Raw genomic sequence first — 11,824 nt, 5'->3', positions numbered from 1 at the left:
CTGGTAGGTGTCGACCTTGGTCGACACAGTGCCAACCAAGGTTGGCACCTACCACAGCAACGCGTCGGTGCTGGGGCTCTGCCTGGTAGGTGTCGACCTTGGTCGACACAGTGCCAACCAAGGTTGGCACCTACCACAGCAACGCGTCGGTGCTGGGGCTCTGCCTGGTAGGTGTCGACCTTGGTCGACACAGTGCCAACCAAGGTTGGCACCTACCACAGCAACGCGCCGGTGCTGGGGCTCTGCTTGGTAGGTGTCGACCTTGGTCGACACAGTGCCAACCAAGGTTGGCACCTACCACGGCAGCAAGGTAGCGCCGGGCCATGCCCGGCGTCTTCAATTACGCGAAATGCTTGTAGCCGCCGTCGGCGGCTTCGCCATCCACATGCACGCCCTGCCCTTCGGCAATGCGGCCGATGCGGGTCAGCGGCAGGTCCAGCGATTCGGCCAGGTAGTGCAGCGCATCGCGCTGGCTGGCCGCGGCGGTGAAGCACAGTTCGTAGTCATCCCCCCCGCGCAATGCACAGTCACGTGCACCGTCGCGCCCCAGCAACTCACGCAGCGCGTTGGAAACCGGCAACAGATCGGCATCGACATGCGCGGCCACCGCGCTTCGCGTGGCGATATGGCCCAGGTCGGCCAGCAGGCCGTCGGACACATCCACCGCCGCATGCGCGAACGCACGCAGACGCAGGCCCAGGGTCACCCGCGGCGTCGGTCGCAGCAGGCGCAGGCGCAGGCTCTCGTAGTCCGCCAGCAGCGTGGCCGTGGCCACGTTCAATGCGCCCTGCTGCCACAGACGCAGCGCACCGGCGGCATCGCCCAGGGTGCCACTGACCCAGATGTCATCACCAACCTGCGCGCGGTCACGACGCAGTGCCTGGCCGCGGCCGACCAGGCCCATGGCAGTCACCGTCAGCGACAGCGGACCACGGGTGGTATCACCACCGATCAGGGCGATGTCGTGCTGGTCGGCCAGTGCAAAGAAACCATCGGCGAAAGCCTCGATCCATTCTTCGCTGGCCTCGGGCAACGACAGTGCCAGCGTGCACCATGCCGGGCGCGCGCCCATTGCAGCCAGGTCGGAAAGATTGACCGCCAGCGTCTTCCAGCCGATATCGAAGGCCGGGGTTTCGGCCGGAAAATGCACGCCGCTGTTGAGCGTATCGGCGGTGACCACCAGCTGCTCGTTGGCACGCGGCTGCAGCAGCGCAGCATCATCGCCAATGCCCAGCACGATGTCGTCGCGTTCGACGGTGCGGGCGCGGATGCGGTCGATGAGGGCGAATTCGGCCAGGGACATGGCGTGCTCCCGAGGTGTAATGGCGATATCAGGCATCAGTGCCAACCAAGGTTGGCACCCACCAGAAGCAGAGTCATGGCGGGGTTTCACCCGTGCCAACCAAGGTTGGCACCTACCGAAGGCAGAATCAGGGCATCCGCCAGAAGCGGAACCGGATCAGTGACCCGATTCGACCTTGCGCCATTCCACGGCGGCACGATCCAGCACGCCGTTGACGTAGGTGTGGCCGTGCTCGGAACCGAAGCGCTTGGCCGATTCGATGGCTTCGTTGATGACCACGCGGTACGGCACATCCAGACGGTAGCGCAGCTCGTAGCCGGCCAGGCGCAGCACGGCGCGTTCGATGGCGTCCACTTCTTCGATGCCACGGTCCAGGTACGGGGCCAGGGCTTCGTCGATGTCACGACGGTTGTCCAGCACGCCGTGCACCAGCGCTTCGAAATACGCCAGATCGGCGATTTCGCGCGCCTGTTCGTGGGCGAACTGGGCGATCAGCGACTGGCCGTTGCCACCGGAGATCTGCCATGCGTAGAGCGCCTGCACGGCGCGACGACGGGCGCGCGAGCGCAGCACCGGGTCGATGCCATCGCGGCGGACGGGTTTACCGGAGGGCTTGCCCTGGGTGTTCTTGTTCATGGCAGTTGCTCCAGCAGATTGACCATTTCCAGTGCGGCGAGTGCGACTTCCTCGCCCTTGTTGCCGTGGCTGCCGCCTGCGCGGGCCTCGGCGTCTTCAACGCGTTCCACCGCCAGCACGCCGTTCAGCACCGGCACGCCGAAGTCCAGTTGCACGCGCATCAGGCCTTCGGCGCAGCGGTCGGCCACGTGTTCGTAGTGACGGGTGTCGCCACGGATCACGCAACCCAGGGTGAGGATGGCGGCGTGTTCGTGGGCGGCGGCCAGGCGCGCGGCAACCAGCGGCAGTTCCCAGGCACCCGGCACGCGGATCACGTCGATGCTGGCTTCGGTGATGCCATTGCCGGCCAGGCTCTGGCGGGCGCCAGCGACCAGCGCATCGGTGATGCGGGCGTTCCAGCGGCTGGCCAGGATGGCAAAGCGCGCCGTTTCAGGGGTGCGAAGATCGCCTTCGTAGTGGCTCATAAGCGGCTTGGGGGTTCGATAAGGGGGTAATTCTAGCGTGGATGGGCCCCGGCCGTGGTTGGCGGGGGCCTGGCATCGGCCGGGCATGGCCCGGCGCTACCGGGGTCGGATCCCGCGCCGCGGGCTCCGACCCCATCGGGCCCCCCTTACAGGGTCACCGTCTCCACCACTTCCAGGCCATAGCCGGCCAGGCCGACCTGGCGGCGGGGGGTACCCAGCACGCGCAGCTTGCCCAGGCCCAGATCGGACAGGATCTGCGCGCCGGCACCGTTGCGGCGCCACTGGCCCACGTCCTTGTCCTTGCCCGTCACCACCGGCGCCGGCTGCTGGCGCAGGCGGGCCAGCAGGGCTTCGCCGTCGCGCGGGGCCGACAGCACCACCATCACGCCGGCGCCTTCTGCAGCAATGGCGCGCAGCGCATCGGTGGCGGCCACGCCGAAATCGTCGCGGCGCCAGTGCAGCAGGTCGGCCAGCGGGTTTTCCACCTGCACTCGCACCAGGGTGGGGGTATCGGCCGCCGGGGTGCCACGCACCAGGGCGAAATGCAGGTCGTGGGCGATGCGGTCGCGGTAGGTGACCAGCTTGAACGGGCCGAATTCGGTGTCGATCTCGCGCTCGTCCACGCGCTCGACGGTCTTTTCGGTGGCCAGGCGATAGGCGATCAGATCGGCGATGGACCCCATCTTCAGGCCGTGCTCGCGGGCGAACACTTCCAGTTCCGGGCGGCGCGCCATGCTGCCGTCAGGATTGAGGATCTCCACCAGCACGCCGGCCGGTTCCAGCCCGGCCAGCATGGCCAGGTCGACGCCGGCTTCGGTGTGGCCGGCGCGGGTCAGCACGCCACCCGGCTGGGCGATCAGCGGGAAGATGTGGCCCGGCTGGTGCAGGTCGGCCGGCTTCGCGTTCGGCTTCACCGCGGTGCGGATGGTGTGGGCGCGGTCATGGGCGGAAATGCCGGTGGTCACGCCTTCAGCCGCCTCGATGCTGACGGTGAAGTTGGTCTGGAACTGCGCGGTATTGGACTGCACCATCGGCGCCAGGCCCAGATCGGCCGCGCGCGTGCGGGTCAGCGGCAGGCACACCAGGCCACGGCCGTGGGTGACCATGAAGTTGATGTCCGACGGCTTGACCAGCTCGGCGGCCATGATCAGGTCGCCTTCGTTCTCGCGGTCCTCGTCATCGACGATGACGACCATGCGGCCCTGGCGGATGTCTTCCAGGATCTCGGGGATGGGGGCGAAGTTCATGCGCGGGCTCCTTCACCCAACAGCCGCTCGACATACCGAGCGACCAGGTCGATTTCCAGATTGATCGCGCTGCCCACGCCGGTGGCGGAGAACGCGGTATTGGCCACGGTGTGCGGGATCAGCGCGACTTCAAAGCCTTCATCGTCCACTTCATTGACGGTCAGGCTGACCCCGTCCACGCAGATCGAGCCCTTCTTGGCGATATAGCGGCGCAGCGCCGCCGGCGCGGCAAAGCGCCAGCGCTGGGCACGGGCATCTTCGTGGATGGACAGCACCTGGCCCAGGCCATCGACGTGGCCACTGACCAGATGGCCGCCGAGGCGGTCGGTCGGACGCATGGCGCGTTCCAGGTTGATGACCGCGCCTTCGGCCAGCTGGCCCAGCGTGGTCAGGCCCAGGGTCTCGGTGGACGCATCGGCCTGGAAGCTGCTGGCGTCGAACGCGATGACGGTAAGGCACACGCCGTTGATGGCGATGCTCTCGCCCATCTGCACGTGGTCGAACGGCAGGCTGCCGACGTTGAAGGTGAAGCGGACATCGCCGCCGATGGCTTCGCGCGCGGCCAGACGGCCGACGCCTTCGATGATTCCAGTAAACAAGTAACGTTCTCCGCGGAAAGTGAGCGAAAAACGCCGCAAGGCAAACAGGCGGGCGCAGGGCCGCGAAGGCCCTGTGGCACCGTCTTCTTTCATCCGGACTATACCGTCGGCTCCGGCATTGGACCGGATCTGCTGACCCCCGGCCGTGGGCCGGGGCGCTCGCGGGCTCGTGCTTGCGCACCTACCGCCGGTGGGGAATCGCACCCCGCCCTGAAGACGTTTGTGTACCGGCGAACCGGCCCGCCTAGTGTACCAGCCCAGACTGAACGGGGTTCCTCTGGGGTCGGATCCCATTGCGCAGCAATGGGCTCTGACCCCACGGGGGCCCCACTCACCGCCCCCAGCTGTGACGGGCGTCGCTCGCAATCTGTAAATTTTTCATTAAACTCCCGGTTCGGACGACATGACGTCGCCACGGGCTGCCACGACGGTATCCCGCCAATGGACTGAAATTCTTACAGGAACTTCCATGCGCAAGATTCTGATCGTGGCCGCCCTGCTGGCCGTTGCCCCGCTGTCGGCCCAGGCCGAAGCCCTGAGCTACACCTACGTTGAAGGTGGCTGGACCCAGTTCAAGACCAGCGACGACGACCTGAACGATCCGAAGATCGACGGCGGCTACCTGCGCGGTTCGATCGCGCTGGCCGAGCAGGTGCACGTGTTCGGCGCCTGGAACTACGCCAGCAAGTCCTACGACTACACCTACGGCACCTTCAAGCTGGAACTGAACCAGCCCGAGCTGGGCATCGGCTACCACATGCCCTTCAGCGACCGCGTGGATTACACCGCCGACATCGCCTGGGTGCGCCAGCAGGCCGAGCTGACCGTGAAGGACGTGGACTTCGGCCGCCTGACCAGCAAGGACCACACCAACCTGGTGCGCGCCACCATGGGCCTGCGTGGCAAGCCGTCGCGCATGACCGAAGCCTGGATCAAGGCCGGTTACATGGACGGTGGCAATGAATTCGAAGGCACCTGGGTCGGCTCGGTCGGCGGCCAGATCAACTTCACCAAGACCTGGGGTCTGGTGGGCGAAGTGGCCGGTTACCGCGACGTCACCCAGTTCTCCGCCGGCGTGCGCGCCAGCTTCTGATTGCTCGATCCTCGTCGTGTAATCGAACGGGCCCCGCAAGGGGCCCGTTTTTTTTCATGCGGATGGGCTAGGCTTGCGCGCCTCTGGAACAGGAAATCCGTCATGAAGACCCCCCTTGGCACCCTGCTGGCCACCGCGCTGATCGGCACCCCGTTGCTGGCCGGCGCTGCCCCGGCCGCGCTGACCCCCGAACAGACCTTCGACCTGTACGCGCGCGCCCTGCTGGAAGATGACACGGCCGCCACCGCACGCTTGAACGAAGCACTGAAGCCGGCCTTCAACGGCGAAGACGCGCTGAGCCCGCCGGCCGGTGCGCTGGCCAAGGCGCTGGCCGAACCGTGGCAGGTGGTGCTGGCTGGCGCTGGCGCCAAGGCCGACCCGGCCGCCGCCGAGGCGATGTACGCCAAGGCCCTGCAGGGTTCGCAGTGCCGCGCCACCGGCAGCCAGGTGGAAGACAACGAATACGTGGATGACCAGAAGATCGCCACGGTGCAGTTCCGCTGCCAGGCGGTGGATCTGTCCGGCGTGCGCCCGCTGTTCGCCGAAAGCCTGGCCGAAGGCACCCCGGCCACGCGCATCCGCTTCACCCAGGCCTACACCCAGGCCCTGCAGAGCGGCCCGCGCCAACCGATCACCGGCAGCCTGAAGCTGTACACCGCCAAGGACGGCGCGTTCTGGTACAGCGCCAACTTCGACGATCTGATCGGCCCGGTGGTGGGCGCGCTGGCACCGTTCGACGAATGGATGCAGGACGCCGCCGCTGCCGATGCACCGAAGGTGACCGGCGTTCCGGGCTGCGACCTGCTGCTGCAGCAGCACCGCAGCTGCGTGGCGAAGATCGCCCCGGACCAGATCAGCGGCGTGGATGCCATGGCCGAGGAACTGAAGGCCAAGGCGCAGGTGCAGTCGGCCGAGGCAATGACGCAGGAATGCAAGGCACTGCGCCCGGTGGCCGAAATGATGTGGACCGACGAATGCGCGTGACGTGTCGGCGCTGAATCGATGGGGGCTGGCGGCCACACTACTGGCCCCCATTTTCGAATGGAACGAACACCTGCCCGACGATGCGGACTGATGCCGCGCCCGATCTTTTCCCGTCACGGAGTCTGCCCGTTGCCACGCCTGCCATTTGCCCTGTTGTTCATGGCTTTCTCTGCGTCCGCGCAGCCTGCGCTTCCCACGGCGGAACAGAGCTTTGACCTGTTCGCGCGCTTCATGCTGGAGGGCGATGCAGACGCCGCCGCGCAGGTCTCGCAGCTGACGGGCGCGCCGCTGCGCAATGAACGCTGGGAAGATGCAGTGGACCGGGTGGTGCTGGGCGATACGCCGGCTGACGATGCGCGCACCCGGCTGGGCCGCGAGCTGTCACGGCAGATCGCGCTGGCACTGCAGCAGACCCACTGCCGCAGCACGGGCAGCGAGCGCCGGGACAACGACGGCCTGCAGATCGCCATTGTTGATTACACCTGCCAGATGCCCGATCTGGCCGCGCAGGGCGATGCTGCGCCGGCCGGTGCAGATAGCGAGCACGATGCGCTGTCGGATGTGCGCGCGGCCATCACCCGCCTGCAGCACGCGCCCAGCCGCGCACAGACCCATCAGGTGATCCTGGCACGCAACAGCGACAGCGATCCCTGGATACCGCAGGATCTGCCCCCGCTGCACGTGTGGGTGGAGCGTCTGCTGCTGCCCGAATAATGACGGCCGCTGGCTGCAGCTGCTCGGGCGCTGTGTGTCGCTCACACAGGTACTGCAATCGACGGTGCCGATGGCGCTGCTGGAAGACGAGTAGATCCACGCCATGCGTGGATGGGCGCCCCAGCGCCGACCAAGGTCGGCGCCCACCGGAGTGTCACGCGCGCAGCAGCAACCGCAGGTCCTGGCCCACCTGGCGCTGATCGACCACGCGCAAGCGACGCTGCTGCTCCATCGCGTCGATGCCCAGGCCAGCAAGCAGCGGTCGACCGTTGTCACCCAGCAGCGTTGGCGCCTGGTACAGCAGCAGCTCATCCACCCAGCCGCCGCGCAGCAGCGCACCGGCCAGGGTGGCACCAGCTTCGGTATGCACTTCGTTGATGCCGCGCTCGGCCAGCAGCGCCAGCACGGCGCCCAGATCCAACCGCCCATCCACGCTGGGCACACTGGCGAACTCGGCATCGGCTGCATCCGGTGCGCTCAACGCCGCATCGTGCAGGTACAACGTTGGCGCCCCACCCTCGCGCACGCGGCTGCACTCCAGCGAGCGCAGGCGCGAATCCAGCACCACGCGCAGTGGCGGCAGCACCTCGGTGTCGGCCAGGCGCACGGTCAGCATCGGGTCGTCGGCCAGCACGGTGTCGGCACCGGTCAGGATGGCGCCCGCGCGTGCGCGCCAGTGCTGCACGTCTTCGCGTGCGGCCGCGCCAGTGATCCACTTCGATGTGCCATCGGCCATCGCGGTGCGGCCATCCAGGCTGGCGGCCAGCTTCACCCGCAGCCACGGGCGGTTGCGCTCCACCCGCGACAGGAAGCCCTTGTTCAATTCGCGCGCCTGCGCGGCCATCAAACCTTCGGCGACTTCAATGCCCGCCGCGCGCAGCAGGTCGAAGCCACCGCCATCGACCTGCGGAAACGGATCGCGCATGGCAGCGACCACGCGCGATACACCCGCTTCGATCAGCGCAAGCGCACACGGTGGCGTGCGGCCGTAGTGTGCGCAGGGTTCCAGGGTGACGTAGGCGGTAGCGCCACGCGCCTCGTCGCCCGCTTCGCGCAGCGCGAACACTTCGGCATGCGGGCCGCCGGCACGCTGGTGCCAGCCCTGCCCGACCACGCGCTCGCCGTGGGCGATGACGCAGCCGACCATCGGATTGGGGCGGGTAGTGTAAGCGGCACGCTCGGCCAGGCGCAGTGCGTTGGCCATGTGCAGGTGGTCGAGGGCGGAGAACGGAGTGGTCATGGCGCCATGGTAACGCCGTCGGTGTGGATGCACGCCATCGTGCCAACCAACGGTTGGCACCCACCAGTGGATGGGCGCCTCCGTGCCAACCAAGGTTGGCACCTACCGGGGCGTCAGCCTTTCTTTTTCTTGGTCAGGGCGATCACATCGCCCAGCAGCTGCAGCTGTTCGGTGCTGGACGGCAGGTCGCGTTCCAGCTTCTCGATCTCCTCGCGGAAATCGGCCACGTCTTCGAAGCTGCGGTAGACCGAAGCGAAGCGCACATAGCCAACATGGTCGAGCTTGCGCAGTTCGTTCATCACGAACTCGCCCACCTTGATCGAGGGCACTTCGCGCTCGCCACTGATGCGCAGCTGATGCACCACCGCGCGCACCGCCGCTTCGATCTTTTCTTCCGGCACCGCGCGCTTCTGCAGCGCGCGGTCGAAGCCGGCGCGTACCTTGCGCTGGTCGAATGCCTCGCGCGTGCCGTCGCTCTTGACGATGGCCGGCAGCTTCAGTTCGACGGTTTCCAGCGTGCTGAAACGTTCGTTGCAGGCCTCGCACTCACGCCGACGGCGGATCGTCGCGCCGTCTTCAGAGACGCGCGAATCGATGACGCGGGTATCGGCATGTTGGCAGAAGGGGCAATGCATGAAACGCCTGGCTCAGGGGGCAACCTAGATGCCACGGTCATGGCAGCGTCGCAAAGGTACCTGAGAAGGGCCCACGCAGCAAATTCCGTTTTACTTCACGGGCCCCCGCTGGCTTTCGACAGCCATCGGAGGTGACAGGCGAGGCTGATCCAGGGAGCCCCCCAACCGATTGCCAATATCAGCAGTATCGGATGCACTCCAAGACTTGAAACTGTTATCACCAACGCGGACACAGCCTGAGCAGCTGACACTAGAAAGAGCGTCCCCAGCACTGGCGCGGCGGGCTTCAATCCATCCGGTCCGCGCAGCTGCCACGTGTTTACGAGCTGGTAAACAGGTGGGATCGCCGTCACAGACAGCAGACCCCACAGCGCAAGCAATCCAAGAACTGCGCTGTTGTCACCGCCCTGCGCCCATACCCCCAGCAGCAGCAGCAGCGAACCCAACAATCCGGCCAACGCGCAGGGAATGGAAAAAAGAAGGCTGTGGAGAAACAGGTAGAGGCCGTGTCGGCGGCGCCAGGATTGCATCGGGGGCTCCTTTCAGTAGCTCGGAAGACCCTAGTCCTGACGCCTGCAGCACACCATGCAATTTCTTTGAAACGTCCAACCACCCGTCACACAGCGTCGGTCGCGCCCCAGCGCAACCACGCCAGATGCGCTGCCGGCACCAGCAGCGGCGGCCCGAGCAGCAGGTAGCCCAGCACCTGCCATGGGCTGCCGGTGGCCCAGGCAAACCCGATGTAGCCCACCACGCCCAGCGCCGCCAGCCCGCCCAGCGCCAGCCCGATCCACGGCAGCGCGTGGGTGTGCCGCAATGCCCGGCGGCCCTGCCGCAGGTAGCACACGCTCAGCCACAGCCAGCCGACAAGGCCCGCCAGGCCGGACGCCGACCACAGGAACAGCACGGTGCCCTCGTCGCCGCGCATGAAGGCGCTGCGGGTGAGGAAGGTATAGACCCCGAAGCCCGCCACCAGGCCGCCGGCCAGCAGCGCGGGCAGCCCGAGCAGCAGGCCATGCGCAATGTAGATGCGCCGATGCGTGCGCTCACGCATGGTCGCGGCCCTGCGCGGCGGACGATGCCGGGCCCAGCCAGCGCAGCCAGAACAGCACAGTCGCCGGCACCAGCAACGAGGGCCCGGCGAACAGGCTGTTCAATACGGTCAGGCCCAGTTCGGAGAAATAGGTCAGTGCCAGCACCAGCATCGGCAGCGTGGCCAGCATGCCCAGGGCCAGTTGCCACCACCAGCCCGACCAGGCCGCGCGCAGGCCGGCGAAGCCCCCGCGCAGCCAGAATGTACTGAGCATCACCCAGGCCAGCAGGCCCGACAGCCCGGCCAGCCCCCACAGCAGCAGGCCGCTGCCGAAGCGCAGGCTGTCTGCGTCCACACGGATGAAGGCGAACACGCCCATCATGGCGGCGATGAAGGCGCCGACCGCGCCCAGCAGCAGGCTGGGCAGGCCGAACAGCACCGCCAGGGCGATGTAGATGTGTTTGAGACGGCGCTCGTCCATGCGCGGGGTTCCTGCTGGCGGGGTCAGAGCCCTTCCCATGCGGGAAGGGATCCGACCCCGGGGTCGGCTGGTGGGGTCAGAGCCCTTTCCTTCGGAAAGGGATCCGACCCCGGCCCTTCCCTGCGGCAATCAGCCGTAGACCGGGTACTTGCGGCACTGCGCGCTGACGGCGTCGCGCACGCGGGCGATGACGGCTTCATCGGCCGGGGCGTCAAGCACGTCGGCAATCCAGTTGGCCAGGTCCACGCAGTCCTGTTCGACGTAACCACGGGTGGTGACCGCCGGGGTGCCCAGGCGCAGGCCCGAGGTCACGAACGGCGAACGCGGGTCGTTCGGCACCGAGTTCTTGTTGACGGTGATGTGGGCCTTGCCCAGCGCGGCTTCCGCGTCCTTGCCGGACACGTCCTTGCCGATCATGTCGACCAGCATCAGGTGGTTCTGGGTGCCGCCGGAGACGATCTTGTAGCCGCGCGCGATGAGCGTGCCGGCCATCGCCTGGGCGTTCTTCACCACCTGCTGCTGGTAGGCGGTGAAGCCCGGCTCCAGCGCTTCCTTGAAGGCCACGGCCTTGGCGGCGATGACGTGCATCAGCGGACCGCCCTGGATGCCCGGGAACACCACCGACTGCAGCTTCTTGACCAGGTCTTCGTCGGCGCCCTTGGCGACGATGATGCCGCCGCGCGGGCCGCGCAGGGTCTTGTGGGTGGTGGAGGTGACCACGTGCGCGTGTTCCAGCGGGCTCGGGTAGACGCCAGCGGCGACCAGGCCGGCCACGTGGGCCATGTCCACGAACAGGTACGCGCCGACCTTGTCAGCGATGGCGCGGAAGCGCGCCCAGTCGATCACCTGCGAATAGGCCGAGAAACCGGCTACGACCATCTTCGGCTTGTGCTCCAGGGCCAGGCGCTCGACTTCGTCGTAGTCGATCAGGCCCTGGTCGTTCACGCCGTACTGCACGGCATTGAACAGCTTGCCCGAGGCATTGACCTTGGCACCGTGGGTCAGGTGGCCGCCGTGGGCCAGGCTCATGCCCAGGATGGTGTCACCCGGCTGCAGCAGGGCGAAGTACACGGCCTGGTTGGCCTGCGAACCGCTGTGCGGCTGCACGTTGGCGTAGTCTGCGCCGAACAGCTGCTTCAGGCGGTCGATCGCCAGCTGCTCGGCGATATCCACGTATTCGCAGCCACCGTAGTAGCGCTTGCCCGGGTAGCCTTCGGCGTACTTGTTGGTCAGCTGGCTGCCCTGGGCTTCCATCACCGCCGGGCTGGTGTAGTTCTCGCTGGCGATCAGCTCGACGTGGTCTTCCTGGCGCTGGGTTTCGGCGGCGATGGCCTTGGCCAGTTCGGGATCGTAGGTTTCGATGCGGACGTCACGCGGGAACATCGGTCACTCCAG

14 protein-coding genes and 1 riboswitch are annotated in these 11,824 nt (G+C 67.0%); of the genes, 3 read left to right on the top strand and 11 right to left on the bottom strand.

All coding sequences use genetic code 11. The features are described from left to right. Positions 1-340: 340 nt before the first annotated feature. From thiL to G4G00_RS01220, 5 genes are all read right to left on the bottom strand, one after another. Positions 341-1,303, bottom strand: coding sequence for a thiamine-phosphate kinase (gene thiL, locus G4G00_RS01240; protein ID WP_164270818.1), 963 nt, complete (start codon positions 1,301-1,303; stop codon positions 341-343). Between the two features lie 156 nt (positions 1,304-1,459). Further along, positions 1,460-1,939, bottom strand: coding sequence for a transcription antitermination factor NusB (gene nusB / locus G4G00_RS01235; protein ID WP_108748505.1), 480 nt, complete (start codon positions 1,937-1,939; stop codon positions 1,460-1,462). Then, entirely contained in the window at positions 1,936-2,403 is a 468-nt protein-coding gene (gene ribH, locus G4G00_RS01230; RefSeq protein WP_108752161.1) for a 6,7-dimethyl-8-ribityllumazine synthase, read from the bottom strand. Before ribH ends, nusB begins: the two co-directional genes overlap by 4 nt. Before the next feature lie 146 nt (positions 2,404-2,549). Further along, a complete protein-coding gene (gene ribB / locus G4G00_RS01225; protein WP_164270816.1) occupies positions 2,550-3,650 on the bottom strand; it encodes a 3,4-dihydroxy-2-butanone-4-phosphate synthase in 1,101 nt (366 codons plus the stop codon). Beyond that, entirely contained in the window at positions 3,647-4,249 is a 603-nt protein-coding gene (locus tag G4G00_RS01220; protein WP_108752159.1) for a riboflavin synthase, read from the bottom strand. Before G4G00_RS01220 ends, ribB begins: the two co-directional genes overlap by 4 nt. 77 nt (positions 4,250-4,326) lie before the next feature. Next, positions 4,327-4,471, bottom strand: a riboswitch (FMN riboswitch). Positions 4,472-4,718: 247 nt separating this feature from the next. Here G4G00_RS01220 and G4G00_RS01215 point away from each other — a divergent pair. The 3 genes from G4G00_RS01215 to G4G00_RS01205 all read left to right on the top strand — a co-directional run bounded on the left by G4G00_RS01215 (position 4,719) and on the right by G4G00_RS01205 (position 7,040). Next, complete coding sequence (locus G4G00_RS01215) at positions 4,719-5,342, top strand: outer membrane beta-barrel protein (RefSeq protein WP_108752158.1); 624 nt, start codon at positions 4,719-4,721, stop codon at positions 5,340-5,342. A gap of 102 nt (positions 5,343-5,444) precedes the next feature. Further along, positions 5,445-6,326, top strand: a complete 882-nt coding sequence (locus G4G00_RS01210) for a hypothetical protein (RefSeq protein ID WP_164270814.1) — start codon at positions 5,445-5,447, stop codon at positions 6,324-6,326. A 129-nt stretch (positions 6,327-6,455) separates the two neighbouring features. Continuing rightward, entirely contained in the window at positions 6,456-7,040 is a 585-nt protein-coding gene (locus G4G00_RS01205) for a hypothetical protein (RefSeq protein ID WP_159093941.1), read from the top strand. Positions 7,041-7,194: 154 nt separating this feature from the next. Here the strand turns inward: G4G00_RS01205 and ribD are convergent, their stop codons facing one another. The 6 genes from ribD to glyA form a co-directional block, all read right to left on the bottom strand. Then, positions 7,195-8,280 carry a bifunctional diaminohydroxyphosphoribosylaminopyrimidine deaminase/5-amino-6-(5-phosphoribosylamino)uracil reductase RibD gene (gene ribD / locus G4G00_RS01200; RefSeq protein ID WP_164270812.1) on the bottom strand — a complete coding sequence of 362 codons (1,086 nt, stop codon included), beginning with the start codon at positions 8,278-8,280 and terminating at the stop codon, positions 7,195-7,197. Between the two features lie 113 nt (positions 8,281-8,393). Beyond that, entirely contained in the window at positions 8,394-8,915 is a 522-nt protein-coding gene (gene nrdR, locus G4G00_RS01195) for a transcriptional regulator NrdR (RefSeq protein WP_108748499.1), read from the bottom strand. Positions 8,916-9,010: 95 nt separating this feature from the next. Further along, positions 9,011-9,445 carry a hypothetical protein gene (locus tag G4G00_RS01190; protein ID WP_159093940.1) on the bottom strand — a complete coding sequence of 145 codons (435 nt, stop codon included), beginning with the start codon at positions 9,443-9,445 and terminating at the stop codon, positions 9,011-9,013. A gap of 86 nt (positions 9,446-9,531) precedes the next feature. Beyond that, positions 9,532-9,969, bottom strand: coding sequence for a hypothetical protein (locus G4G00_RS01185; protein WP_108752154.1), 438 nt, complete (start codon positions 9,967-9,969; stop codon positions 9,532-9,534). Continuing rightward, positions 9,962-10,429 (bottom strand): hypothetical protein, encoded by a 468-nt coding sequence (locus tag G4G00_RS01180; RefSeq protein ID WP_108752153.1) that lies wholly within the window; start codon positions 10,427-10,429, stop codon positions 9,962-9,964. The genes G4G00_RS01185 and G4G00_RS01180 overlap by 8 nt, the downstream gene beginning before the upstream one ends. A 129-nt stretch (positions 10,430-10,558) precedes the next feature. After that, entirely contained in the window at positions 10,559-11,812 is a 1,254-nt protein-coding gene (gene glyA / locus G4G00_RS01175) for a serine hydroxymethyltransferase (RefSeq protein ID WP_108752152.1), read from the bottom strand. Between the last annotated feature and the right edge of the window lie 12 nt (positions 11,813-11,824).

It is taken from the genome of Stenotrophomonas sp. B1-1, from assembly GCF_010894375.1.
Classification (GTDB): domain Bacteria; phylum Pseudomonadota; class Gammaproteobacteria; order Xanthomonadales; family Xanthomonadaceae; genus Stenotrophomonas.
This window is presented reverse-complemented; position numbering and strand designations above follow the sequence as displayed.

What these genes read in the sequence shown, in the direction of transcription:
- thiL (WP_164270818.1), bottom strand. Translation starts at nt 1,303, where the DNA reads ATGTCCCTGGCCGAATTCGCCCTCATCGACCGCATCCGCGCCCGCACC.
- nusB (WP_108748505.1), bottom strand. Translation starts at nt 1,939, where the DNA reads ATGAACAAGAACACCCAGGGCAAGCCCTCCGGTAAACCCGTCCGCCGC.
- ribH (WP_108752161.1), bottom strand. Translation starts at nt 2,403, where the DNA reads ATGAGCCACTACGAAGGCGATCTTCGCACCCCTGAAACGGCGCGCTTT.
- ribB (WP_164270816.1), bottom strand. Translation starts at nt 3,650, where the DNA reads ATGAACTTCGCCCCCATCCCCGAGATCCTGGAAGACATCCGCCAGGGC.
- G4G00_RS01215 (WP_108752158.1), top strand. Translation starts at nt 4,719, where the DNA reads ATGCGCAAGATTCTGATCGTGGCCGCCCTGCTGGCCGTTGCCCCGCTG.
- G4G00_RS01210 (WP_164270814.1), top strand. Translation starts at nt 5,445, where the DNA reads ATGAAGACCCCCCTTGGCACCCTGCTGGCCACCGCGCTGATCGGCACC.
- ribD (WP_164270812.1), bottom strand. Translation starts at nt 8,280, where the DNA reads ATGACCACTCCGTTCTCCGCCCTCGACCACCTGCACATGGCCAACGCA.
- nrdR (WP_108748499.1), bottom strand. Translation starts at nt 8,915, where the DNA reads ATGCATTGCCCCTTCTGCCAACATGCCGATACCCGCGTCATCGATTCG.
- G4G00_RS01190 (WP_159093940.1), bottom strand. Translation starts at nt 9,445, where the DNA reads ATGCAATCCTGGCGCCGCCGACACGGCCTCTACCTGTTTCTCCACAGC.
- G4G00_RS01185 (WP_108752154.1), bottom strand. Translation starts at nt 9,969, where the DNA reads ATGCGTGAGCGCACGCATCGGCGCATCTACATTGCGCATGGCCTGCTG.
- G4G00_RS01180 (WP_108752153.1), bottom strand. Translation starts at nt 10,429, where the DNA reads ATGGACGAGCGCCGTCTCAAACACATCTACATCGCCCTGGCGGTGCTG.
- glyA (WP_108752152.1), bottom strand. Translation starts at nt 11,812, where the DNA reads ATGTTCCCGCGTGACGTCCGCATCGAAACCTACGATCCCGAACTGGCC.